At 37.6% G+C, this 24,830-nt stretch carries 22 protein-coding genes; 11 read left to right on the top strand and 11 right to left on the bottom strand.

The annotated features are described in order from the left end of the window. Positions 1–58 precede the first annotated feature (58 nt). From E0W68_RS07540 to E0W68_RS07510, 7 genes are read right to left on the bottom strand one after another with little or no spacing between them, the layout of a single operon-like run. Complete coding sequence (locus E0W68_RS07540) at positions 59–1,093, bottom strand: o-succinylbenzoate synthase (RefSeq protein ID WP_135218818.1); 1,035 nt, start codon at positions 1,091–1,093, stop codon at positions 59–61. A 25-nt stretch (positions 1,094–1,118) separates the two neighbouring features. Further along, positions 1,119–1,469 (bottom strand): four helix bundle protein, encoded by a 351-nt coding sequence (locus tag E0W68_RS07535; RefSeq protein WP_135218817.1) that lies wholly within the window; start codon positions 1,467–1,469, stop codon positions 1,119–1,121. A 37-nt stretch (positions 1,470–1,506) separates the two neighbouring features. Beyond that, positions 1,507–2,184: a metal-dependent hydrolase gene (locus tag E0W68_RS07530; RefSeq protein ID WP_135218816.1), complete on the bottom strand. Its 678-nt coding sequence runs from the start codon at positions 2,182–2,184 to the stop codon at positions 1,507–1,509. Between the two features lie 30 nt (positions 2,185–2,214). Continuing rightward, positions 2,215–3,117, bottom strand: coding sequence for a 1,4-dihydroxy-2-naphthoate octaprenyltransferase (gene menA, locus E0W68_RS07525; RefSeq protein WP_135218815.1), 903 nt, complete (start codon positions 3,115–3,117; stop codon positions 2,215–2,217). Positions 3,118–3,137: 20 nt separating this feature from the next. Next, positions 3,138–4,643 (bottom strand): PH domain-containing protein, encoded by a 1,506-nt coding sequence (locus E0W68_RS07520; protein WP_135218814.1) that lies wholly within the window; start codon positions 4,641–4,643, stop codon positions 3,138–3,140. Then, entirely contained in the window at positions 4,633–5,202 is a 570-nt protein-coding gene (locus E0W68_RS07515; RefSeq protein WP_135218813.1) for a PH domain-containing protein, read from the bottom strand. The genes E0W68_RS07520 and E0W68_RS07515 overlap by 11 nt, the downstream gene beginning before the upstream one ends. Next, positions 5,190–6,032, bottom strand: coding sequence for a 1,4-dihydroxy-2-naphthoyl-CoA synthase (locus E0W68_RS07510; protein WP_135218812.1), 843 nt, complete (start codon positions 6,030–6,032; stop codon positions 5,190–5,192). The genes E0W68_RS07515 and E0W68_RS07510 overlap by 13 nt, the downstream gene beginning before the upstream one ends. A gap of 213 nt (positions 6,033–6,245) precedes the next feature. On the opposite strand from E0W68_RS07510, the gene E0W68_RS07505 reads away from it, so the two are divergent. Then, complete coding sequence (locus E0W68_RS07505; RefSeq protein ID WP_135218811.1) at positions 6,246–7,430, top strand: serine hydrolase domain-containing protein; 1,185 nt, start codon at positions 6,246–6,248, stop codon at positions 7,428–7,430. A gap of 9 nt (positions 7,431–7,439) precedes the next feature. Here the strand turns inward: E0W68_RS07505 and E0W68_RS07500 are convergent, their stop codons facing one another. Genes E0W68_RS07500 through E0W68_RS07490 form a run of 3 tightly spaced genes read right to left on the bottom strand, consistent with a single transcriptional unit; the run spans position 7,440 to position 10,615 of the window. Next, positions 7,440–8,270 (bottom strand): CvfB family protein, encoded by an 831-nt coding sequence (locus E0W68_RS07500; protein WP_135218810.1) that lies wholly within the window; start codon positions 8,268–8,270, stop codon positions 7,440–7,442. Positions 8,271–8,321: 51 nt separating this feature from the next. After that, positions 8,322–9,980: a 2-succinyl-5-enolpyruvyl-6-hydroxy-3-cyclohexene-1-carboxylic-acid synthase gene (menD, locus tag E0W68_RS07495; RefSeq protein ID WP_135218809.1), complete on the bottom strand. Its 1,659-nt coding sequence runs from the start codon at positions 9,978–9,980 to the stop codon at positions 8,322–8,324. Between the two features lie 35 nt (positions 9,981–10,015). Then, positions 10,016–10,615, bottom strand: a complete 600-nt coding sequence (locus E0W68_RS07490; RefSeq protein WP_135218808.1) for a lipoprotein — start codon at positions 10,613–10,615, stop codon at positions 10,016–10,018. An 89-nt stretch (positions 10,616–10,704) separates the two neighbouring features. Between E0W68_RS07490 and E0W68_RS07485 the strand changes: the two genes are divergently transcribed. Then, complete coding sequence (locus tag E0W68_RS07485) at positions 10,705–11,019, top strand: potassium channel family protein (RefSeq protein WP_135218807.1); 315 nt, start codon at positions 10,705–10,707, stop codon at positions 11,017–11,019. A 26-nt stretch (positions 11,020–11,045) separates the two neighbouring features. Here E0W68_RS07485 and ccsA read toward each other — a convergent pair whose 3' ends face one another. After that, positions 11,046–14,246 (bottom strand): cytochrome c biogenesis protein CcsA, encoded by a 3,201-nt coding sequence (gene ccsA, locus E0W68_RS07480; protein WP_135218806.1) that lies wholly within the window; start codon positions 14,244–14,246, stop codon positions 11,046–11,048. A gap of 212 nt (positions 14,247–14,458) precedes the next feature. Here ccsA and E0W68_RS07475 point away from each other — a divergent pair, with 212 nt between their 5' ends. From E0W68_RS07475 to E0W68_RS07435, 9 genes are all read left to right on the top strand, one after another. Beyond that, on the top strand, positions 14,459–15,055 hold the full coding sequence (locus E0W68_RS07475; RefSeq protein ID WP_135218805.1) for a hypothetical protein: 597 nt from the start codon (positions 14,459–14,461) through the stop codon (positions 15,053–15,055). Between the two features lie 9 nt (positions 15,056–15,064). After that, positions 15,065–16,996 (top strand): M1 family metallopeptidase, encoded by a 1,932-nt coding sequence (locus E0W68_RS07470; protein ID WP_135218804.1) that lies wholly within the window; start codon positions 15,065–15,067, stop codon positions 16,994–16,996. A gap of 63 nt (positions 16,997–17,059) precedes the next feature. Next, complete coding sequence (locus E0W68_RS07465; protein ID WP_135218803.1) at positions 17,060–17,815, top strand: Rossmann-like and DUF2520 domain-containing protein; 756 nt, start codon at positions 17,060–17,062, stop codon at positions 17,813–17,815. Beyond that, entirely contained in the window at positions 17,808–18,335 is a 528-nt protein-coding gene (locus E0W68_RS07460; RefSeq protein WP_135218802.1) for a KdsC family phosphatase, read from the top strand. Before E0W68_RS07465 ends, E0W68_RS07460 begins: the two co-directional genes overlap by 8 nt. Positions 18,336–18,368: 33 nt before the next feature. Next, positions 18,369–19,253 (top strand): UbiA family prenyltransferase, encoded by an 885-nt coding sequence (locus tag E0W68_RS07455; RefSeq protein ID WP_135218801.1) that lies wholly within the window; start codon positions 18,369–18,371, stop codon positions 19,251–19,253. Beyond that, positions 19,246–19,830: a Maf-like protein gene (locus E0W68_RS07450; RefSeq protein ID WP_135218800.1), complete on the top strand. Its 585-nt coding sequence runs from the start codon at positions 19,246–19,248 to the stop codon at positions 19,828–19,830. Before E0W68_RS07455 ends, E0W68_RS07450 begins: the two co-directional genes overlap by 8 nt. A 12-nt stretch (positions 19,831–19,842) precedes the next feature. Then, positions 19,843–20,373: a mechanosensitive ion channel domain-containing protein gene (locus E0W68_RS07445; protein ID WP_135218799.1), complete on the top strand. Its 531-nt coding sequence runs from the start codon at positions 19,843–19,845 to the stop codon at positions 20,371–20,373. 26 nt (positions 20,374–20,399) lie between these two features. Next, positions 20,400–22,898 carry a PIG-L family deacetylase gene (locus E0W68_RS07440; RefSeq protein WP_135218798.1) on the top strand — a complete coding sequence of 833 codons (2,499 nt, stop codon included), beginning with the start codon at positions 20,400–20,402 and terminating at the stop codon, positions 22,896–22,898. 166 nt (positions 22,899–23,064) lie between these two features. After that, on the top strand, positions 23,065–24,771 hold the full coding sequence (locus E0W68_RS07435) for a sodium:solute symporter (protein WP_135218797.1): 1,707 nt from the start codon (positions 23,065–23,067) through the stop codon (positions 24,769–24,771). The last annotated feature ends 59 nt before the right edge of the window (positions 24,772–24,830 follow it).

Here is a 24,830-nt window from a genome sequence, read left to right as displayed (position 1 = left end):
TTACGACAATATGTTATAAGAAACAATATAGTTATGTTAAAGAATATTAGTTTAACATTTATAAATTTACTTGCCAGGCCAACCCCGAATTATAATGCAATGTACCGTTGACAACTTCAAGAGGTGCTTCAAAATTATTAGTATATAAGCCTCCGGTACCTAAACCTTGAGGCATTGGATTGTTTTGTAAAAATGTCCATTGAGCGATAGCATTTAACCCCACGTTGCTTTCTAATGCCGAGGTTACCCACCAGCCAATTCCTAATGCTTCGGCTATGGTTATCCACTCTTGTGTACCTCGAAAACCGCCCACTAAACTGGGCTTTAAAATGATGTATTGCGGCTTTATTTTTTGCAATAATGCTTTCTTTTTTTCACTACCAAATACCCCTATCAACTCTTCATCCAAAGCAATGGGTATTGGAGTGTTTAAACATAGCTCTGCCATACTGTCATGTTGTTTTTTTTTAATAGGCTGTTCAATGCTATGTATTTTAAATTCAGATAATTGTATAATATTATATAAAGCTTTATTTGTACTGAATGCACCATTCGCATCAACACGAATTTCGATGGTATCAGCTCTGATATAAGCTCTGATATAAGCTAATAAGTCGAGTTCTTTTTGAAAATCAATGGCACCAATTTTCAATTTTATACAGTTAAAACCCTGTTGTAACTTCTCCTCTATTTGTTGCTTCATAAACTGCTCATCGCCCATCCACACCAAACCATTTATCGGAATATTTTTGTCTCCTTTTGTAAATGCTGATGGAAATAAAAGGTAGGGTGACTCGCCCTCCAACGAACGAAAAGCCATCTCAACTCCAAACTGTATTGAGGGAAATTCTATTAATTCCTGCCATAATTTTTCTTCTCCCAAATGGATGTTATCGCAAACCCATTTTAGTTTCTCTTCATAATCAGGTCGGTCATCAACACTAAGGGTTCGTAAAATACCACACTCCCCTATCCCGCGTTTACCATTTTCTTGGAGAATAATGAACCAGGTTTCTTTTTCAGTTAAAACGCCCCGCGATGTTCCGCTGGGGCGTTTAAAATTGAGTATGTATTTTTTATAATCAGCCTTCATAGAATTATGAATTAGAAATTAGAAATTACGAATTATGAATTGTCTTTTGGATACTGCCCATTATTTTAAGTAGTTCTTCGGCATTAGCAATAAGACTATTGAATTGACTCTCGTTTAAATAACCTGTATGCAACAGTCGCAACCAATAATGTGTTTCTCTTCCCTCTTTATATGCTATTGCCAATTTCGAAGCAAAATCTTTCCTGCTTTGCCCACCAATAGCCTCTTCTACATTTGCTCCTATAGAAGTACCGCTTCTTAAAAGCTGTTTTGATAAGACGAATTCTTTATGGTCTTCAACTAAGTATTTATATAATTTTACAATACGAATAGCAAACACATAACTTTTTTGTTGAATAACGTTATCTGTCTTCATTTACAAATCGTAATTTGTAATTGATAATTTCTAATTGTTAGAGTTCTATAGATTCTCCTATTTCTAAAAGCATTAAATCTTTATCCTTATCATAAAACTTCCTTTTGGCTTCTTCATGGTTTATTTTGATATAACCGAAAGTATCATAATGGTAGCCCAATATTTTATCGCATTCCAAAAAGTCTGAAGCTATAATGGCATCATCCACATCCATAGTAAAATTACTACCTATAGGCAGTATAGCAAGGTCGAGTTTGGTGCGTAATGGTATCAGTTTCATATCATAGGTAAGTGCCGTATCGCCGGCGATATAAATATTTTTATGCTCTCCTTCTATTACAAAACCTCCCTGATTACCACCATAAGTACCGTCAGGAAAAGAACTGGAGTGTATCGCATTTACATATTTTACTTTGCCAAAGTCAAATTGCCAGCTACCGCCATGATTCATCGGGTGTACCTTAAAGCCTTTATTTTCATAATATCCTGCTATTTCAGCATTAGATACTATAACAGCACCTGTATTTTTAGCTATTGCCTCTACATCCAGTATATGGTCGCCATGCGCATGAGTTACTAAAATATAATCAGCTTCAAGCTCGTTAATATCAATATGTTTAGCTAACTCATTAGCCGTAATATAAGGATCTACTATAATTTTCTTTCCGCCCACTGTTATTCCGAGGCTGGCGTGTCCGTAAAATGTAATTTTCATAATCTAGATATTTTTTGGTTTTTGTTATTTCTAAAACTGAAGCACCACACATAGCAGTACCGAGAGTAAAAACGTACCCAATGCCACTTTTTTCAGTTCAGGGTCTAATGCTTTTGGTTCTTTATTTTTAGCTACTGTTTTAATATGTATCAAAAATGGTACATAAGCTATTAAAAACAAGTATTGCAATGGCTTAAAGCCATACAAGATAGCAAATAAGAGCGTTAAAAACAACGCCATACTAATGATACAATAATGGTATAATTTTGCCTTTTCAGCTCCCAGTTTTACTACCAACGTGTTTTTGCCCGACATAGCATCGGATATTTGGTCGCGCATATTATTCAGGTTCAATACTGCCACACTAAGCAATCCTATACTTATAGCAGGTAATATAATTAGGGTATCTATTGCTTTAGCAAACAAAAAGTAGCACCCCAACACACTCACCAGTCCAAAGAAAATGAACACAAATAAATCCCCTAACCCTCTGTATCCGTAGGCTGAATTGCCTACCGTATATTTTATTGCTGCTGCTATGGCAGCCAAACCTAAAAAGAAAAAGAGTAACGAATACCCAAAATCATCTTTACCAAAAGCAAGATAAATTAATATAACAGCACTCGCCAAAGTGAGTAATGACGTTAGTATAATACCCTGTTTCATTGCCGAAACGGTTATTGCTCCGCTTTGTATAGCGCGTTGCGGACCTATCCTGTTTTCGTCATCAGTGCCTTTTATCCCATCGCCATAATCATTAGCAAAGTTAGAAAGTACCTGTAATCCTAATGTTGTTAGTAAAGCAAATGATAGTATCCACCAGTTTACCATGCCTTGCGAAAAGGCATAAAAACTACCTATCAAAATACCGGAAACCGATAACGGCAATGTTCGTAATCGTGCAGCACTTAACCATGCTTTTATATTTGCCATACTGTTATTTTAATATATCACTACATCCAGTTTTTATCGGTAGTTTCTACCTGATATAACCAATAGTTTACTAATTGTTTAAGTCGTGTGTAATCGGCAAGTCCAAAAGTAAGCGTACCGCCCGCAGTATATAGTGTTACTTTCCCGATATCGGCTTTTTTGTGCCAAAAATACTGTTTCAGGCTTACTGCCTGTATTTTGTGCGGGGCAAGAAAATCGTTATCAATATCCCAAGCTCCGCTTTGCTTTATGATAAATTCGCTGTTTACAAAAAGACGGCTGTTTCTGTAAGCAAAGTAAATCATTGTAGCGACAAACACAAAATATAGGGGCAGGAACACCGCATAATCATACAACTCAGTAAATCTGACAGATGCAAACAAAAAGAAAATAACGAAAGGCACTATCAAAAATTTAACAACCTGTACAATTACTTTTCTTATACTGGGTTTAAGCATTACGCCACGTTCGGGCATTTTTTCTAACAGAAATTTAATCAATACATCTTTTTCCTTTTCATTACAGCCTGGAATTTCTATTGCCTGTTTTCGATGTTCTTTATTGTTTGTATCTAAATTAGATGCCTGTCGGATTTTTATATCCTGAATATCCATTTTTTTTTGGAAGTAATTCCTACCCACAGTAACCATTTGTACTCTTTCGGGGCGAATTATCGTATTACGGGTAGTCAGTAATCCGTACGAAAGCAATAACGAATTTTGCTGCTGTGTTATCCTGTAATTAAAATACTTGAGTATCGTACGCAAAAGATTAACCAAAAGTGTAAGCACTATAATAGCAAGAATAATAAAACCAACGAATTGAAGCAGTACGGTAGGATTTATATATTCTTGAAGAGGGTCACTCTCATAACCTGTGGCATCAATATAATCTTCTATATTTTGATATACTGTTATTACAAAAGCAAACAGCAGGGCAAAACTCCTTGCATAGTTAGAGGTTATCCCTGTTTTCAGTAAGCTTAGTAAACTTATTTGTATAAAAGGATATTCTTTTTTTGTAGTAGTACCTTCTTCATTAAAACTATTTGTCTCAGTATTTTTTCCCGATTCCAGTAATCGCTCTTTAAGTGCTGTGGCAAGGTCGTGTGTAATGGCTTTTATAGTAACCTCTTTTTTACTGCTCCCTGCGGTATCTACTTCCAGGGCATGAACGCCTATCAGTTTTTGAATAACCGACTGGTTAATATTTACCTGTTGTATTTTATCCAGAGGGATAGCAATACGGCTTTTATTTAATATGCCCTTACGGATAACAAACTCTTCATTTTCCTCATCCAGAAAAAAGGTAAAATTATAGTATTTAAGATAAGCAATAACCCCCAAGAGCAGTATAACGCCTGCGGTGCCTAAACCCAAATAGAGTTTATTGACTTCGTCAATACGAAAAACCCAAACTAACAATATAGGCCAAAGGGAACGCACCGTACCCTGAAGCGTGTCGGTAAACATTACCACGACACCTACAAGCGATTGCCGTTGCGGTTGGCTAAAATCAATCTTCATTGGTTTCCTTGTCTTGATTTAATACTTTACCTACAAGCAATTTTTTTATTTTCTCGGCGTGTTCTTTTTCCAATCCCGGAATTTTAACATCGCTGCTGTCGCCTCCTGCTGTAAATATCTCTATGGTGGCAAGCCCCAGTTTTCGCGAAAGAAAGCCCTCATGCAGTGCTACGTGTTGCACTCTGTTATAGGGTATAATAATAGTGGTAATGGCAATAGCACCACTGCGGTACATTACATCGTGTGTGCGAAAAGCAAAGCCTTTATTTTTAAAACTTATTCTCGATATAAAAAGCGAAATACACAATGTAAATACAATAAAGGCAACAGGCACATACCAATACGATTGTATCTCGCTTATAAAGTAAATACCACAACCTGCACCTATAGCCAATAATAAATAGACAATACCTATATTAAAGAGTACTATTTTATAGTATGCCGGTTGTAATGGCGAAAGCTGTACCTCCTCAAACTGAGGTAGAGCAAGGGTATCAATAGGGTTGTTAATATAATTATTGCGCTCTGAATTATTAGATTCGTCTTTTACGGTATCCATTTGATATCTTTAAAGTTAGGCTTCCTCTTTTCAAGAAAAGCATCACGTCCTTCTTTTGCCTCATCAGTCATATAAGTCAATCGGGTAGCCTCTCCTGCAAATACCTGTTGCCCTACCATACCATCGTCCGTAAGGTTAAAAGCAAACTTGAGCATTTTTATAGAGGTAGGCGATTTTGCTAATATTTCCTGCGCCCATTCATAAGCAGTATCTTCAAGCTCGGCATGAGGAATAACAGCATTTACCATGCCCATTTCATAAGCATCCTGTGCTGAATAATTTCTGCCTAAAAAGAATATTTCACGAGCACGCTTCTGCCCTACCATCTTGGCAAGATAAGCCGAACCGTAACCACCGTCAAAACTGGTTACATCAGCATCGGTTTGTTTAAATATGGCGTGCTCTTTACTGGCAAGGGTAAGGTCGCACACTACGTGCAGGCTATGCCCGCCACCTACTGCCCAACCCGGCACTACGGCAATAACTACCTTCGGCATAAAACGAATGAGGCGTTGTACTTCCAGTATATTGAGCCTGTGCATACCGTCATCGCCCACATAACCCTGCTGCCCGCGTGCTTTTTGGTCGCCACCGCTACAAAATGAATAAATACCGTCTTTAGACGATGGCCCTTCGGCAGACAGTAGTACCACGCCTATCGAGGTATCTTCTCTCGCATCAAGAAATGCCTCAAAAAGTTCGCCGGTCGTTTTAGGGCGAAAAGCGTTGCGTACATCAGGGCGGTTAAAGGCGATACGGGCTACGCCATCACATTTTTTATAGGTTATATCTTCAAATTCTTTTACGGTTTTCCAGTCAATATTGCTCATACGTATTATTTATTTACCGTAAAAATAAGCCATTTTTTGCATACCCCAATAAAAATAAATACAATGAAAACAAGGCATTGATAACCTTCTTTTATTCAAAACATTACTTTACTGTAACACAATAATCAGTGTTTATAAATGTAAAAAACCAAAAAAAAATCATTGTAAAAAGATTGTGTTAGTTATATTTGCGTTTTCACGTGCTATATTATAATGAAGTTTTTAAAGATATCCCCCTACATATTTATACTAACGCTACTGCTATCTTGTAAAGAGGAAACACCACTTCTTGCCGAGCATATACCGACAACAAAAGTTGAAGACAGCTTACTAAAAGTAAATCCGTTTTTTCCGAAACTGAATAAGTTAAGCCCCATTTATAAAGATTTGAAAGCCAATGAAATTGACAATTTTTATAAAAAGATATGGAAAAAGGATGACCTGAGCGGAGGGTTTTTGGTTGCAAAAAACGGAGAAGTTTTATACGAAAACTACGGTGGACTTGCTAATCGAACGACTAAAGAGGAGATAAGCTCACATACTGCATTGCATATAGCATCGGTAAGTAAAGTGCTTACTGCTACCGTAATACTCAAACTTATTGATGCCGGAAAACTGGAACTCGACCAGAAAATAAATACCATACTTCCTGAATTTCCATACGAAAAATTAACTGTAAAAATGCTGCTTACGCACCGAAGCGGATTGCCTAAGTATGAATATTTTTGTTCTGATACTAAAATATGGAATCGTGGTGTAGTTACCAATCAGGATGTTTTAGACGTGATGGTTAAGCACAAACTAAAATTGTACTTTACCCCTGACAGGAAATTTAGTTATTGTAATACCAATTACGCTATGTTGGCTCTTGTTATAGAGAAGTTGACGAACATGAACTATAGGGATGCCATGAAAGAGTTGGTTTTTGATCCGCTGGGTATGAACGATACCTATGTGTTTGATTACGATAAGCATAAAGATAGTGCCAGCCTGTCCTATAAAGGAAACAATGTGTTGTGTGACTTTGAATTTCTGGATAATGTATATGGTGATAAAAACATCTACTCTACCCCTCGCGATTTGCTGAAATTTGATATTGCTACCTACTCTGATAACTTTTTAAGTTCTGAAATAAAAGAGCTGATTTATAAAGGATATAGTAACGAAACCAAAGGTGTTAAAAATTACGGATTGGGTATTCGGCTTAATGAATGGAAAACAGGCGAAAAAATGGCGTACCATAACGGTTGGTGGCATGGCAGTACCTCATCCTACGTAACATTGAAAAAGGATACGGTTACCATTATAGCGCTGTCTAACAAATTTTCTTACAACCCGTATCGAGTATATAAACTGGCTACTGAATTTGGTTCTTATCCGATAAAGAAAATCAAGTAAAATTTGATTTTACTTTACTAAATAAATCCCATCCTCTTTAATTTCAATGAGTTTTTGTTTATACAGGCTTCCAATAGCTTTTTTAAACGTTTTCTTACTCATTTTCAATACCGTCTTGATATCTTCGGGATGGCTGGCATCATTCAGACGCAGAAAGCCACGACTGGCGCGTAACTCGTCCAATATTTTCTCTGCATTGGGTTCTACTCCTTCATAGCCTTGTTTTTGCAGGCTCACATCTATTTTATTATCAGGACGAATAAGTTTTATATAACCTTTCATTCGGTCGCCCGTACGCAGGTCTTCATATACTTCGTCTTTGTACATCAAGCCCTTATGCTGCTCGTTAATAATCACATTAATACCCATATCGGTAATGTGCGAAATAATAAGATCAACCTCTTCGCCTTCTTCTACCGTCAATTCCTCATTATTGAGAAATCTGTTTATTTTGCTTGTACCTACTAATCTGTTGGTTTTCTCATCAAGATACATATACACAAGATATCGCTTGCCTTCTTCCATAGGGCGTGCCTGCTCGCGGAAGGGTACAAACAAATCTTTTTCCAAGCCAATATTAAGGAATGCACCAAAATTATTGACGAAGCTTACACGCAACAGTGCAAACTCATTCAGGTAAATATACGGTTCTAATGTGGTGGCAACAGGGCGTTCTTCCTGATCGAGATAGACAAAAACAATAAGCTCATCGCCTATTTCAAATTCTTTGGGTACGTATTTATTAGGTAACAGTATGTCTTCGTTACCATCCGTAAGGTAAAGTCCTACTTGGGTATCGCGCGCTATTTTTAGTGTGTTGTATTTTCCTATTTCAATCATGGGTATCGTTTGTGGTGGTAAAGGTACGAAGAATGCTTTGCATAATTAAAATTATACCAACTCCTTAAAATACTGCAATAATATCCTGTCGTTTTCCAGCATTGGGGTAAACACTTCCAGTAGTTGCGGCTTATTGTTAGTTTGCATTATATGTGGCAATGCGTTTTTTAATGTAGCTTCATCCGTTGCGGTATGATACTCAAACCCATACATTTTAGCCAGATGCTGTGCGGTAAGGTTATGGCTGGTCTCAAAATAGGTATTGAATACCGGCGTTTCGTCATGTCCGGGTAATATCCTGAAAATACCGCCGCCACCATTATTAATCAATATAATTTTAAAGTTTTGAGGGATGTAATTATTCCACAATGCATTACTATCGTATAAAAAGCTGATATCGCCGGTAAGCATTATGGTTTGTTTACCACTTGCTACGGCTGCACCTATGGCTGTTGAGGTACTGCCATCGATACCGCTTGTACCGCGATTGCAAAACACCTCTATACTTGGGTTGATATCAAAAAGCTGTGCATAGCGTATTGCTGAACTGTTACTTACCTGCAACTGCGAATTATCGGGTAAAGCGGATAGTGTTATTTCAAATGCCTTAAAGTCAGAGAAAGGAATTTTTGCCAGGTAATCATCATGCTTCTGTTTCCTAAAAGCTTTTAAGTCCTGTGCTATTGCATTATAATTGCTTTCTACCGTAACTGTTTGTGATAATAACCTATCCAGCAATTCGTTAGGATTCGCCCTCAAATGTTTTGTCAATGCCCCAAAAGTATCATACGCCCGTAGCTTGTCGATATGCCAATGTTCTTGCGGTTTATATTTACGCAGCCATGCTTTTACCCTTTTCGACACTACCATTCCGCCAAAAGTAATCAGTATTTCGGGGCGGTATGCCTCAAAATCTGCTTCCGTAAACGGGGTAATAATCGTATCAATAGTATTCAAGAAACTATCGTGGTGCAGGTTTGATGTTGTTTCGGTCATTACCACTACTGAGGGGTCGGCAGCAAGTTGTTGTATAATTGCTTCGTCAATGGTATCAGGGTCATTTACGCCTACCAGTAGTAATTTCTTTTTGGCTCTGTTCCATAAAAAAACAGAGGTTGCCAAATCTTCTTTAAATTGTCTTTTCGGAGTTATTGCATCAGTTATAACAGGCTGTACCGTTAACTGTCCAACTGTTTCATATAATGGTTCTTCAAAAGGTGCATTAATATGTACGGGGCCTTTATGGCGAATAGAGGCTATAATAGCCTCGCTTATTTTTTTGTCATTCTCAGACGAAGTTTCTTCGGTAAGATTGGCACTATACAGTATATGGTTGGCATATACATTTTCCTGACGGATGGTTTGCCCATCGCCAATATCTATTTTATCATGCGGTCGGTCAGCAGAAATTACAATAAGTGGTATCTGGCTGTAAAAAGCCTCCGCTACAGCAGGATAATAGTTAAGTAATGCCGAACCTGATGTACAGACTACTGCAACAGGCTTTTTGAGCTGCTGCGCCATACCCAAGGCAAAAAAGGCGGCACAACGCTCGTCAGCTATACTGTAGCACGTAAAAGCGGGATTGTTGGCAAAGCCAATAGTGAGGGGCGCATTGCGCGAACCCGGCGATATTACTATGGTAGTGACTCCTTTAGCTAAGCAAATTTCGATAATGCTTTGCGCCAAAGGTATTTTAGGGTAAATCATACTAAGTGTCCCAAAAACCCGGAAGGGTTAACTATTTATTCATTAATCCAGCTTACAATTTCAGGGTCAGTAGGTAATGTTTTAGGGCTTATCACTTTTGTCAATTCACCGTTCTCATTTATCAGGTATTTCTGAAAATTCCACTCTACCTCGCTATCCTGCAAACCGTTTTTATCTTTTTGTGTCAAAAACTGGTATATCGGTGCCATATCATCTCCTTTTACCGATATTTTGTCCATCATTGGGAAAGTTACACCATAATTTTTCTCGCAAAAAGCAGCTATTTCCTCATTAGTACCCGGCTCCTGCTCTGCAAAGTTGTTGGCAGGGAAACCTACAATTACAAAACCATTATCTTTATATTGTTTGTATATCGCTTCTAAGCCTTCGTACTGTGGCGTAAGCCCGCATTTTGAAGCAGTATTTACAATCATTATTTTTTTACCTTTCAGGGCAGCAAAGTCAAAATCTTTACCGGAAAGGTCTTTTACTTTAAATTGATATACAGTTGGTTTTGCCATAGGTTGGGTAGTTTCGGTTTCGGTAACAGTATTGTTAGCCTCTTCATTTTTTTGCTTGTCCTGGCAGCTTGCTAAAAGTGCCAAACCTGATATAAGAAACAGTATTTTTTTCATCTTGTTATTTTGTGATAAATTTACATATTATTTCCGAAAGCCTTTATATTTAGCTTATATTTAACCTTTATCAATATCACGTTTTTACTATGTTATTTTTTAAAACTATACTTACTTTCTTGAGAAATAAAGAGTATCGTGACTTGCTCTACACTACTGCTATTGTATTGTTTATAGGTACCATAGCCTACCATTTTATAGAGGGTTGGGGCTTTATTGATTCGCTTTACTTTTCGGTGGTTACACTTACCACCATAGGCTTTGGCGATTTTGCTCCTCAAACTGATGCCGGTAAGCTTTTTACCGTTTTATATATTGTGATGGGTATAGGCGTTATACTTACCTTTATTAATACATTAAAAAATCATTATAACGAATCGAGAGAATCGAAAAAGAAAAAATAAGCCTCACAAAATGCAAGGCTATAGTATTATTTTTTCAAATGTTTCCTGTATTGTATAAACGAGAATAGCCCCAGTATAAACACAACCAGTGCCATCCAGAAAAAGTACATGGGTGTTCTTACCTCTCCACTGGCATACGAGTGCAACCCCGTAAGGTAAAAGTTTACTCCAAAATAAGTCATCAATATAGAAGCAAATGCCAACACACTAAAAAAGTTATATACCCATGTACCGCGCAATTTGGGTACAAAACGCATGTGTATTACAAAAGCATATACCATGATGCTCACTAATGCCCAGGTTTCTTTCGGATCCCAACCCCAGTAACGACCCCAACTCTCGTTAGCCCATTGCCCGCCAAGAAAGTTACCTATGGTAAGCATTACAAGCCCTACCGTTAGTGCCATTTCGTTGATATAGGTAAGCTCTTTTATATTTAAGTCCATTATTTGCTTGTTCTTTTCGTTGGTAAACAACATCAGTATTAAAGCTACTAAACCGAGTATCATACCTAAGGTAAACGGACCGTAACTGCCTACAATTACGGCAACGTGTATCATTAACCAATACGAATTCAATACCGGAACAAGGTTCCCAATCTCAGGATCAGTCCAGTTCCAGTGTGCTACCATGAGTACCATCGCAGCAACAAATGCCGTAGCAGCTACGGTAAGCTCTGATTTTCGACCAAAGGCAAGACCGAAAAACATAGTTGCCCAACCTACATAAATAACTGATTCATAAGCATTACTCCAGGGCGCATGACCTGAAATATACCAGCGTGCAGCAAGCCCTAATGTATGGAGCACAAATAAAATTCCGATTATAATATGGAAGGTTTTTACGCCTGTATTTACCCATTTTTTGGTATTAAATATTTTTACTATCACAAAAAAGAACATCAACAGCCCTGCATACATATACCACGAAAACAGCTTTTTGAAGATATCGTATTTGTTATATAATATCTCTGCTTCAACTATATTATCAAATTTAAATCTAATTTCATATTCCCATGAAAATATTTTTATCAAGTATATCCTATCTTTTAATACATCTGCCCCGTATTTATGCTGATAATTCTTAAGTCCTTCCAACAAACTGTCAGAAAATTTATAGTCATTATCCGCTGTTGCTTTTGTAAGCGATTGTAAATAAACAGGCAGAACATTTTTGATCGTATCGAGTGCTGTTCCGGTAGGCTCGTTTATTTCAAGATATGAAACCCATTTATTATTTTTATCATTTGGCACAGGGAAAATTTTTAATATTTGTCCCGTTATTGCTGAATATAAAAGGTTTACTTTTCTGTCGATATCCATAAAATCTTTTTGGAACTGGTTAGGAACCGGCTCACGGTATGCCTTATCCAGAATTGCTGATAGTTTGTAATTGCCCTGAGCATCAAAAAAATCAGCTAATGCGGCATATTTAGCAGCTTTATCTACACCTGCAACAGCACGAAGACTGTCGTTACCACGCTTCAGGTAAATAATAGGCACATTGTACCATGCTTGGTCAAACATAGCCATAGAAAGGAATACCTGGTCGGCATTCATATCTTTATACGTATCACTTTTACTTACTTTACGCAACAATTCTGACGAAAAGGTATTAACAGGCTTCATTCTACCGCCTGCATCCTGAATAATAACACGACCAAATTTAGCAGCATGTTTCTCACTCACTTTATACTTTTGTATAAGCGAATCCAGTTGTTTTATTGATGGTTGCGTGTGAATATGATCTTGTGAATAACCTGTAAACCCCAAGAAAAATAATATCGCTGTAAGCGTAGCTTTTTTAGCTGTAAGTGCATTTTTTTTCTCTTTAACCTTGTCTAATTTCTTTTTCAGGTCATTAAAGCGGGTGTTTTTATCAAATAATATTGCCATTAAACCAAAGTATAAAAGGAAATAACCGATATAGGTAATCCATGTACCCCAAAAATCGTGATTTACAGAAAGTACAGTACCTAACTCATCAGGATCAAAAGAGGATTGAAAAAAACGATAGCCTTTATAGTCCAATACATGGTTCATATAAATATGAGCATCAAAAGTCTTATTATCTGCATTGTCTATAACGGTAGTTTTACTCTCGAAAGAAGCATAACTCGACTCTGTACCCGGATATTTTTTAGCAATAAAATCATTCAGTTTTATAGCAAAAGGCAGTTCGTGTATTTTGCTGCCATACATAAGGGTATATTCCAAATTCCCCATTTTAAAGGATTGTGGCACGCCCATTTTTCCTTTATTCCCCAATAGGGTAACTTCTTTTTCCTGACCTTCTGCTTTTACTGTAACAGTTAAAGCCCCGTCTTCCTTAGTTTTATAATCGTTGTTAGACTCATATACTATTTTACCTTTTATAGCCGGTTCCGGAAATACAAAGCGTGAACCTCCCAAATTATACAACGAACGCATCATTAACGGTTGTACGGAATCTTTTACAACCTGTCCTGTAAATTGGTCTGCCATTCGCATAAAGTCACCTTCAAAAGGAGCACTTATGGTATATTGTTCGCCATCGGTAGTAATATTTATAGCGCCTTCTGTAGGTTTATTAAGCGCATATAGCAAGTTGTGTATGTTTTGTACCTCTCCTTCTTTAAGGTAATGTTCGTGCCTGCCGCCATCGCCTGCCTCTACCAATTTTAAGTAAAATTTCCCTGTGGCATCTTCTTTAACTACTTCTTTTGCTCCCAGTTTAAAGTCTTTATATTCTATTTCAAACGGGGTACCGCTAAACTCATCAGCTACAGTAAAATCGTTATCAGCAACAGGAGAAAGTAATAATCGCTTTTCAAAAGTCTTACGGCGCATTTCGCCCTCATACTCCCCATCTACAAATACAGTAAGGTAGGTTCTGTCAGAGTAAAAAACATTCTCGGTAGCTCCTTCCCTAATGGGCATCATACCTTCAAAACTAATATAGCGGGTTATAAATGCTCCTGTAATAATAAGTATAAACGAAAGGTGCAGTAACAACGTAGCCCACTTTTCTCTTTTATGGAGTTGGTAACGCTTCATATTACCGATAAAGTTAATGACAAATAGCAGCATAATAGCCTCGAACCACCAGGCATTATAAATAAATATTCGGGCTGTATCAGTATTATAAGCATCTTCTATAAACGTACCTATACCCATTGCCACTGCAAAAACAATAAAAAGGGTAGCCATTAAACGTGTAGAAGAAAAGAAAGATATTATTTTATCCATGAGTAATTAGGATCGATAGTTATAAATTCCTGCAAAAGTACTCAAAACTTCATTTTTATGGACTATCAAGCGACTTAAAAATTGACTATTACAGTTGTTAAAGTATGTTTGTACAACTGTAAAGGAAATTGTACCGAAAAAACAGTTGATAATTTTTCTTTTTTATGAATATCCGATATTGTAACATATATTTGAATTTTAATTTTCAGGAAATGAGATTTTTCATTTATTTACTTATATCCTTATTCACCACAGCAACGGCAAATTGCCAGATAGAAGCCAAAACCAAAGACGGCAGAGAGGTTATACTCAACAAAAACGGAACCTGGATTTATGCTGACAGTCTTTGTAACTTTTTTACCCACACTAAGACATATACCAACGGTAAGAGCGTTATATATGCCAATAACACCATTAAGGTTACAGGCGAAGAAGGTAAAACCGGACTGGAAATTATGTTGCTGAAAACATCACAATCCATAGTCATGAATATTACCATACTGGATAAAGATATATGGTGTGTAAACAAAGAAACAAAAGCTAATATAACCTTTACCGACGGCAGGAAAATAGAATTACAAAACATGGGCGAAGATAATTGCAGTGGCAACTTTTCCTGTTTTTTAAGCGATGTAATGGGAAACAAAAAGGAACTGGAAAAACTAGGTGAAAAAATGATAAAAAGTATTTCCATATCCTATGCAATAAACAGTAGCGAAACATCCGTTACCAATACAGTAGAAACCATTTTTAATACAGGAGAGGCATACAGGGTAAAAACGATTACCGAATGCCTTTCGGACAAATAATAATGACCAATGAGATTACAAAAATTAAAAGTAGTATTCCTTTTTAGCCTTTTAGGCTATATAAGCTTTGCCCAGGAGGTTGTACCCAATAATCAATCTAAATTTGACGATATAGGCTACAGGCGGGGCAATGTATATCGTTCGGCATCAGGAGTACCCGGACCGCAATATTGGCAAAATAATGCCGATTATGCTATTGAAGCGGAGCTTGACGATAAAAACAATACCTTGAAAGGTAAGCTGACTATGACGTACTACAACAACAGCCCCGAAGACCTTAACTTCATTTGGATGTATGTAGAGCAAAACCGCTTTACCGAAGATTCGCGCGGAACGCTTACCACCCCTATGGGAGGCAACCGCTACGATGGCGATACCAACGGTGGTATAACCATTACTAACCTTTCGGCTAAAACAAGTGGCGATGCTTCATCAAAACATTTAATATCCGATACCCGTATGCAGGTTTTCTTTAATGAGCCATTAAAATCGAAAAAGAAAGCTACAGTTTCTATGAATTTTGAATTTAAAATACCTGCCGAAGGTATGGACAGGATGGGTCAGCTTGATACTAAAAAAGGTACTATATATTCTATGGCACAATGGTATCCGCGTGTAGCTGTTTTTGATGATGTGGTAGGCTGGAATACTGAACCGTATTTGGGCGCGGGCGAATTTTACCTTGAATATGGTAATTTTGACTACAAAATAACGGTGCCTTATGACCATATTGTAGTAGGTTCAGGCGAATTGGTGAATGCTAAAGAAGTACTCTCTAAAGAATTACAAAAACGCTGGGATAAAGTAGCCCAAAGCGATAAAACGGTTTACCTGATAGCACCCGAAGAAGTAGGCAACACTAAACTTACCCGACCGGCGCAAAGCGGAAAAGTAACATGGCATTTTAAAATGAATAATACCCGTGATGTGGCATTTGCATCATCAAAAGCCTTTATTTGGGATGCAGCACGCATTAACCTGCCCAACGGTAAAAAAGCAATGGCACAATCGGTTTACCCTATAGAAGCTGACGGAAACGAGGCTTGGGGTCGCTCTACTGAATATACTAAAGCCTCTATAGAACATTACTCCAACATGTGGTTTGAATATCCTTACCCTGCTGCGGTTAATGTAGCGTCAAATGTTGGCGGTATGGAATATCCCGGAGTTTCTTTTTGTGGTTCGCGCAGCGTGGGTGCTGACCTTTGGGATGTTACCGATCATGAGTTTGGGCACAACTGGTTTCCAATGATAGTAGGCTCTAACGAACGCCGTTATGCCTGGATGGACGAAGGTTTTAATACATTTATTAATTACTACAGCACCGTTGCTTTTAATAATGGCGAATATACATCGGATGTAGCAAAAAGCCTTAACCGTGTTATGTGGTTTAAATGGCGCAACAGAGAGAGCATAGATACTTATCCTGATGTTGCTAAGAGTATGAACCTTGCTTTTACAGCATATTACAAACCTGCAACAGGAATGATACTACTCCGCGAATATATACTGGGACATGATCGTTTTGATAATGCTTTTAGAGCCTACATAAAAGCATGGGCATACAAACACCCGCAACCATCGGACTTTTTTAACTGTATGGAAAATGTAGCAGGCGAAAACCTGAACTGGTTTTGGAGAGGCTGGTTTACAGGTACGGGCAACATAAATATTGGTATAAATAAAGTAACTGATAACTCAGGTTATACCACAGTTAACTTTGTCAACAAAGGTGATATCCCCATGCCCGTAACCTTCAAAATAGTATATGAAGATAATTCGTCAGAAACAAAAACTTTGCCTGTAGAAGTATGGCAACGCCAAAACTACTGGGATTATATTATAGATTCTCCTAAAAAAGTACAATCGATAGATATAGACCCACAACGTTTTCTGCCGGATATTGATATGACTGATAACTCCTGGATAAGAGAGAAATAAAAACCAAAGTATTACAACCCGGCATTATTTTATAAGCCGGGTTTATTTTATAAATTAGCATCCATGTTAAAAGTAGTGGTTATCGGCTCCGGCAATGTAGCACAACACCTGATTACCGTTCTTGGTAAATCAGGCAGTATAAACCTTGTGCAAGCCTATGCCCGCAATGCGGCAGCATTAACCCATTTACTCCCCGACGAAAAAATAACTGACAATTTTGCAACTCTTGCAGCAGCCGATATCTATATCATATCAGTAACCGATGATGCCATTGCTGAGGTATCCTCACTCCTGCCCTTTTCTGACAGACTGGTAGTACATACATCGGGAAGTGTGGCTTTACAACAAATTGATGCGAAAAACAGGCGTGGTGTGTTTTACCCGTTACAAACATTTTCTAAAAATAAAGCAGTCGATTTTAAACAAGTACCGCTTTGCCTGGAGAGTGAAAACGAAACTGATTACCACACACTGCAAACATTAGCAAAATCTGTTTCTGACAGTGTGTATAATATAAACTCCGTACAACGTCAATCGCTGCACGTTGCTGCTGTTTTTGTGAGTAATTTTACCAATCACATGTACAATATCGGTCATGATATTTGTGAAGAGAACAATGTACCTTTTGATATACTGAAACCTCTTATAAAAGAAACAGCCGACAAAGTACAGATATTGTCACCCAAGCAGGCACAAACAGGACCTGCAAAACGTAATGATGTTACTACTATGGAGAAGCATTTGGCATTTTTGAAAGACGAAAAAATAAAAACAATATACACCCTATTATCACAATCGATACAAAACAACAATGAGTAAATCCTATAAAGAAATAATGAACGACATTACCACATTTATTTTTGATGTGGATGGTGTGCTTACCGATGGCAGCATACACATAACCCCTACGGGCGAAATGCTGCGTAATATGAATATACGCGATGGCTATGCCATGAAAGCCGCGGTAGAAAACGGCTATACCGTATGCATTATTTCGGGCGGTTCTAATGAGGGAGTTCGTGTGCGATTAAGAAACTTAGGCATTACCGATATTTATCTTGGGGTAGCTGATAAAGTAGCCACTTTTGAGGAATTTACGGATATTTACAATATTAAATCGGAGCAGGTATTATATATGGGCGACGATTTGCCGGATTACTGGGTTATGCAACGTGTAGGGTTGCCTACCTGCCCGCAGGATTCCGCTCCCGAAATTAAAGCCATAAGCAAGTATGTTTCGCATAAAAACGGCGGTACGGGCTGCGTGCGCGATGTTATAGAACAGGTAATGAAAGTACAGGGAAAATGGATGGAACATTTTAATGCCAAATATGATTAATTTAATACTTAAAAAAATACATTCTTTATACATATGGAATTTTTAAAACGCATCAGCTTCAATAATTTATTATTACTTGCCTTTGGGCTACTGGTATTTCGTTACGGTTTTTTAGATCTGCAACCGGGACTGCCACTGGCACTCAACCATTGGCAATATGCGCTTATGGTGCTGGCTACGCTTCTGGTAGCTGCAGGAGGTTTTTTAGTTTATAATTATCATGCTCGCGACGAACAGACGAGTGAGGGAAAAACATATAACATCTACGCAATATTAACGCTGGCAGGCATTGGCATAGGTTACTACCTTAGCGACTATATAGGAAAACCTCTTGTGGTAACAATATTAATTATTGCAGCCGCTATAATTTACCTGTATGCTACCAGCCTGAAACAAATGCTGATTGTAAGTAACTTTATAGTAGCTACGGCAGTAGCTATGAGTATTATTGTTATCGGGGTGTATAATCTGTATCCGCTTATAATGCCCGGCAACAAAACCTATCTTGCTACTATATTTGAAGTAATGCTCGATTATACATTGTTTATATTCATCATTACCTTTATACTTACATTGGTTTACAACCTGCGTGATACTGACAGGGATTATAATTCGGGCAATACTACATTACCTATTGTTATAGGTAAAGACCGTGCCGTTAAGGTTGTATTTTTTGCTGCATTTATACCGCTTGCGTTCTTGTTTTACTATGTTAATAAATATTTACTAAATCTTACTTTAGCATTAGGCTACGGCTTGCTTTTTGTGATAACTCCTATGATTTACTTTTTAGTAAAGCTATGGACTGCAAAAACAACAAAAGATTTTAATCATCTGGTATTTATTCTAAAAATGGTATTATTTTTTACCATTCTGTCTATTGCGGTTATAACCTATAACATTCAGAACAATGCTTAAAGAGAAACTAAAAGGATATACTATTATACTGGCTTCGGGTTCACCCCGCAGGCAGCAGTTTATGAAGGATTTGGATATTGATTTTGAAATCCGCCTGAAAGACGTTGAAGAAGTTTATCCCGAAAGCTTGAAAGGAACTGAAATTACAGATTATTTAGCTGTTTTAAAAGCTGACTCTTTAAAAGATTCGCTTGCAGACGATGAAATCGTTATTACCAGCGACACTATTGTGTGGCATGAAGATAAAGCACTGGGCAAACCAAAAGATTATGACGATGCTGTAACGATGCTGCAATCATTATCGGGCAAAACACATCAGGTAATCACATCGGTATGCGTTATGGATAATAAACATACCGAAACGTTTAATGATACTACCCACGTTACATTTCATTCTTTAACAGACGAAGAAATAAAGTATTATATTGACAATTACAGTCCTTTTGATAAAGCAGGAGCTTATGGCATACAGGAATGGATAGGACTTGTGGCCATTGCCAAAATAGAAGGCTCTTACGCTAATGTTGTAGGTATGCCTGTGGATAAAGTATATCGACACCTGATTAATTTTATTTAAAAAAAACAGTTAATGTTAAATAGCGAATATTTACAGCAAGGAATATTTACGGCTATAGCCTTATTGATTTTTATTGCATTGCGAATAATAATCCGTAAGGTTACTAATAAATATGCCTCCCAGTCACACTTGAGTGAATACCGCGCACATTTGGTAGGCAAAAGCATTGATATTTTTTTATTCATTTTTTTGTTACTTGCTGTGTTTACCATTTGGGGTGTAAACTCTAAAGACTTTTTTGTAGTCCTGTCGTCGGTATTTGCCATTATTGGTATAGGGCTTTTTGCCCAGTGGTCTATACTTAGTAATATAACAGCAGGAGTAATACTGTTTTTTTCCTTTCCGTTTAAAATTGGCGATTTTATAAAAATACACGATAAAGATTTTCCTATAGAAGCACAGATTGAAGATATAAAGGCTTTCCATACCCTGTTGCGCACCAGAGATGGCGAATTACTTACCTATCCTAACAATATGCTTTTACAAAAAGGAATATCAATAGTAACAGTTGAAAAAGAACAAGAAAAAGAATTTCACGATTAAAACATAGATAGATTTAAATATAAGCCATGCAAAAAAATATATTCCTCCTCCTACTACTTTCAATCTACTCTGTAGGCATAGCGCAACCTGAGTTACCTGAAAAACCTACTTCGGCAGAAATTTATGCTAAAATAGAAAAGCTGAACTTTCTCGGCTCCGCACTATATATCGCCGCACACCCTGATGACGAAAACACAAGGCTTATATCGTTTTTGTCAAATAATGTAAAGGCAAGAACAGGCTACCTGTCTCTTACACGAGGCGATGGCGGGCAAAACCTTATAGGGCTTGAGCTTAGGGAACTGCTGGGCGTAATAAGAACACAGGAACTTATAGAAGCCCGAAAAGTTGATGGCGGAGAGCAATTTTTTAGCCGAGCCAATGATTTTGGCTACTCAAAAGTGCCGAACGAAACACTGGAAATATGGGATAAAGAGAAGGTGCTGCACGATATGGTATGGATAATCCGTAAGTTTCAACCGGATATTATTATTAACCGTTTCGACCACCGCTCGCCCGGCACCACACACGGGCATCACACCTCATCAGCAATATTAACGCAGGATGCTTACACATTGGCTAACGACCCAAAGTATGAACCCAATCAACTGAAATATGTAAACACCTGGCAGCCTAAACGCATACTTTTCAATACATCGTGGTGGTTTTTTGGAGGAAGAGAAAATTTTGAAAAAGCTGATAAATCAAAATATGTAAACCTTTCTACAGGAGTATATTATCCGTTATTGGGGAAATCCAATCAGGAAATAGCAGCAATTAGCCGTAGCAAGCACAAATCGCAGGGTTTTGGCTCTACAGGAGCGCGTGGTGAGGATATGGAGTATATGGAACTGATAAAAGGCAGTGATATGGAAGACAAACAAAACCTTTTTGAAGGGATTGATACTTCCTGGAATCGTGTACAAGGTGGCAAACCCATAGGCGAAGCTATAACGGCTATTATAAAAAACTATGATTTTAAAAAGCCTTCAAAATCAGTACCCGCGCTTATAGAAGTCTATAATCAAATAAGTCAACTTAAAGACAACCACTGGAAAACAATAAAATTACAGGAAATAAAAGAAATTATAGCTTGCAGTAGCGGATTGTATCTTGAGGCTTACTCCGAAAGCCAATCGGTAACACCAGGTGATGCTGTAACCCTGCACTGGGAAGCCATCAACAGGTGTAGTGTGCCTATGACGTTAAAAAACATTACACTACTTCCAGAAAATAAGAGTATCCCGCAAAACATACAACTATTAAACAATATAGATCAAAGCAATAGTATAACGGTACAGATTCCGGAAGATGCCAATTATACCTCGCCTTACTGGCTTACCGAAAAAGGTACATCAGGAATGTATAAGGTAGATGATTTGCAAAAAATTGGTAAACCGGATATTATACGCGAAATGAAAGTTATTTTTGAAGTAGAAATTAACGGTGTGCCTATTACTTTTGAAAAGAATATAGTACATAAGTTTAATGATCCTGTTAAAGGCGAAGTGTGCCAACCACTGGATATTGTGCCTGCGGTTACGACACAAATACTGAATAAAGTACAGTTGTTTAAAGATAATAAGCAACAAACGGTAACAGTTAAAATAAAAGCAGGTAAAGATAACTGCAAAGGAATAGCAAAGTTAGAACTACCTAAAGACTGGAAAGTATCGCCTGCTGCAATTCCTTTTGATATAAAAACAAAAAGCAGCGAGGTGTTTGTTAATTTTGAAGTTACACCGCCTTCCTACCCTACCGAAGCTACCGCCAAGAGCATCGCTGTTATTGACAATACAGCGTATGACCGAGAGCAGATTATAATAGACTATCCGCATATTGCCACACAACAGGTCCTCCTGCCTTCTACTGCTAAATTCACGAAAGCTGACTTGAAAATTAAAGGTGAAAAAATAGCCTATATCATGGGAGCGGGCGACAATGTGCCCGAAAGCCTTAAACAAATGGGATATGAGTTAGCATTGCTAACGCCACAGGCTATTTCTGCCGAAACTTTAAAAGACTTTGATGCCGTTATTATGGGCATACGTGCTTATAATGTGCTGGAAGAACTGGAATTGAAACAAAATATATTATTTGACTTTGTAGCAAACGGCGGCAATATGATAGTACAGTACAACACCACAGGTCATTTAACTATAAAAGATATAGCCCCTTACCCACTTCGTCTATCGCGTGACAGGGTAACAGAGGAAGACGCAAAAGTTACTTTTCTTGACGCAACCCATCCGGTTTTAAATCATCCTAATAAAATAACGGATAATGACTTTAAAGGCTGGGTACAGGAACAAGGTTTATACTACCCTGATGAGTGGGCGAAAGAATTTGTCCCCGTGCTGTCCGCACATGATACAGGCGAAAGTCCAAAAAAAGGAGCTTTGCTGGTAGCCCAATATGGTAAAGGTTACTATATTTATACCGGACTAAGTTTTTTCAGAGAATTACCCGAAGGTGTTTCGGGAGCATACAGGCTGCTGGCAAACATAATTGCTATAGGCAAATAAAGTAACAAAATAACCGTAAAGCAGTCTTATTATATAACAAACCCTCCATAACAAAAAGGTATGAAAAACAGCCCCGCATCCTGGAAAAAGAGCTACTCACTGGTACTACTGCTCAATATAATCTATATAATAGTGTTTTATTTTTTAATGCAAATATATTCCTGATATGCATTTAATTGACTGGATAATTCTTTGTGTTACGCTGCTGTTTATTGTTGCCTATGGTTCGTTAAAAACACTTGGAAGTAAAAACGTAGAAGAATACATATTGGGTGGTAACAATACTCCCTGGTGGACGGTAGGGCTTTCGGTTATGGCTACTCAAGCCAGTGCCATTACATTTTTATCTACACCCGGACAGGCATATCATGATGGTATGGGATTCGTGCAGTTCTATTTCGGGTTGCCATTGGCTATGGTGGTCATCTGCATCACCTTCATTCCTATTTATCACAGGTTAAAAGTGTTTACTGCCTACGAATTTTTAGAGCAACGTTTTGATATAAAAACCCGCACACTGGCCTCACTCCTTTTCCTTATACAGCGTGGGTTGGGTACAGGGCTTACCATATATGCACCGGCAATTATTATGTCGTCATTATTAGGTTGGAATCTTAACCTGATGAATTTCCTAATAGGAATTATGGTAATTATTTATACCGTATCCGGCGGAACAAGGGCGGTAAATGTAACCCAGAAACAACAGATGTTTGTGATAATAAGCGGGCTGTTTATTACTTTTTTTATTATTCTGAGTTATTTGCCCGATGAACTTAGCTTTAATAATATTTTGCACATAGCCGGAGCTAATGACAAAATGGATATTGTCGATTTCTCGTTCGATCCTGAAAAGCGTTACACAATATGGAGCGGGATAGCGGGTGGTTTTTTCCTTATGCTTTCCTATTTCGGTACCGACCAGTCTCAGGTACAGCGTTACCTTTCGGGAAAATCAGTACGCGAAAGCCAGATGGGATTGATTATGAATGGTTTGCTGAAAGTACCCATGCAGTTTTTTATATTGCTTATAGGGGTTATGGTATTTATATTTTTCCAATTTCACTCTGCACCACTGCACTTTAATCCTAACAACGTAGAAATTGTTAATAACTCAATATATAAAGCTGATTATAAAGCGTTAGAGAATCAGCTTGAAAAAGTAGCTGATGAGAAAAAAGAAATCAGTATGCTGTATGTAAATCAGTTACATCAGGACTACGACAATAAGGAACTGCATAACCGCATGATAGCGCTAAACAGCAGGGAAAAAGACCTTCGGGATAAAGCAAAAACACTTATAAACAATGTAAACAAAACCGCAGAAACTAATGATAAAGATTATGTTTTTCTGTACTTTATTCTCAACTTTCTGCCTAAAGGTTTGGTAGGGTTATTACTCGCTGTAATATTCTCTGCAGCTATGTCATCGTCAGCATCAGGACTTAATGCTTTGGCTTCCACTACTACTATCGACTTGTATAAGCGTAATGTATCTGCCGACAAATCAGAAAAACATTTTGTAAATGCTACTAAGCTATTCACGCTCTTATGGGGAGTTATTGCTATATTATTTGCCTGTATAGGTACTTTATTTGAAAACCTGATACAGCTTGTTAATATAATAGGCTCTATATTTTATGGTACTGTATTAGGAATATTCCTCGTGGCATTCTATATCAAATACATTAAAGCAGAAGCTATATTTTTTGGCGCGGTAATAAGCCAGCTTGCCATATTTTATATTTATTATATTGATGTGGTTAGCTTTCTTTGGCTTAACATAATCGGGGCTGTACTCACAATTATTACATCGGCAATCATTCAGGTATTTATAAACAATGCCGGAGGAAGTAGCATTGTAGAGACAGAATAGAAAGTGAAAATTCATATAACAAAAAAGCGGACTAAAATTTAGTCCGCTTTTTTAGTACT

Source organism: Flavobacterium salilacus subsp. salilacus (assembly GCF_004634195.1).
GTDB lineage: Bacteria > Bacteroidota > Bacteroidia > Flavobacteriales > Flavobacteriaceae > Flavobacterium > Flavobacterium salilacus.
This window is presented reverse-complemented; position numbering and strand designations above follow the sequence as displayed.

Excerpts from the sequence above, each read along its gene's own strand:
- E0W68_RS07450 (WP_135218800.1), top strand. The coding sequence starts at position 19,246 with ATGCTTAAAGAGAAACTAAAAGGATATACTATTATACTGGCTTCGGGT.
- E0W68_RS07505 (WP_135218811.1), top strand. The coding sequence starts at position 6,246 with ATGAAGTTTTTAAAGATATCCCCCTACATATTTATACTAACGCTACTG.
- E0W68_RS07515 (WP_135218813.1), bottom strand. The coding sequence starts at position 5,202 with ATGGATACCGTAAAAGACGAATCTAATAATTCAGAGCGCAATAATTAT.
- E0W68_RS07485 (WP_135218807.1), top strand. The coding sequence starts at position 10,705 with ATGTTATTTTTTAAAACTATACTTACTTTCTTGAGAAATAAAGAGTAT.
- E0W68_RS07445 (WP_135218799.1), top strand. The coding sequence starts at position 19,843 with ATGTTAAATAGCGAATATTTACAGCAAGGAATATTTACGGCTATAGCC.
- E0W68_RS07460 (WP_135218802.1), top strand. The coding sequence starts at position 17,808 with ATGAGTAAATCCTATAAAGAAATAATGAACGACATTACCACATTTATT.
- E0W68_RS07465 (WP_135218803.1), top strand. The coding sequence starts at position 17,060 with ATGTTAAAAGTAGTGGTTATCGGCTCCGGCAATGTAGCACAACACCTG.
- E0W68_RS07455 (WP_135218801.1), top strand. The coding sequence starts at position 18,369 with ATGGAATTTTTAAAACGCATCAGCTTCAATAATTTATTATTACTTGCC.
- E0W68_RS07490 (WP_135218808.1), bottom strand. The coding sequence starts at position 10,615 with ATGAAAAAAATACTGTTTCTTATATCAGGTTTGGCACTTTTAGCAAGC.
- E0W68_RS07440 (WP_135218798.1), top strand. The coding sequence starts at position 20,400 with ATGCAAAAAAATATATTCCTCCTCCTACTACTTTCAATCTACTCTGTA.
- E0W68_RS07535 (WP_135218817.1), bottom strand. The coding sequence starts at position 1,469 with ATGAAGACAGATAACGTTATTCAACAAAAAAGTTATGTGTTTGCTATT.
- E0W68_RS07500 (WP_135218810.1), bottom strand. The coding sequence starts at position 8,270 with ATGATTGAAATAGGAAAATACAACACACTAAAAATAGCGCGCGATACC.
- E0W68_RS07530 (WP_135218816.1), bottom strand. The coding sequence starts at position 2,184 with ATGAAAATTACATTTTACGGACACGCCAGCCTCGGAATAACAGTGGGC.
- E0W68_RS07540 (WP_135218818.1), bottom strand. The coding sequence starts at position 1,093 with ATGAAGGCTGATTATAAAAAATACATACTCAATTTTAAACGCCCCAGC.
- E0W68_RS07475 (WP_135218805.1), top strand. The coding sequence starts at position 14,459 with ATGAGATTTTTCATTTATTTACTTATATCCTTATTCACCACAGCAACG.
- E0W68_RS07435 (WP_135218797.1), top strand. The coding sequence starts at position 23,065 with ATGCATTTAATTGACTGGATAATTCTTTGTGTTACGCTGCTGTTTATT.
- menA (WP_135218815.1), bottom strand. The coding sequence starts at position 3,117 with ATGGCAAATATAAAAGCATGGTTAAGTGCTGCACGATTACGAACATTG.
- menD (WP_135218809.1), bottom strand. The coding sequence starts at position 9,980 with ATGATTTACCCTAAAATACCTTTGGCGCAAAGCATTATCGAAATTTGC.
- E0W68_RS07520 (WP_135218814.1), bottom strand. The coding sequence starts at position 4,643 with ATGAAGATTGATTTTAGCCAACCGCAACGGCAATCGCTTGTAGGTGTC.
- E0W68_RS07470 (WP_135218804.1), top strand. The coding sequence starts at position 15,065 with ATGAGATTACAAAAATTAAAAGTAGTATTCCTTTTTAGCCTTTTAGGC.
- ccsA (WP_135218806.1), bottom strand. The coding sequence starts at position 14,246 with ATGGATAAAATAATATCTTTCTTTTCTTCTACACGTTTAATGGCTACC.
- E0W68_RS07510 (WP_135218812.1), bottom strand. The coding sequence starts at position 6,032 with ATGAGCAATATTGACTGGAAAACCGTAAAAGAATTTGAAGATATAACC.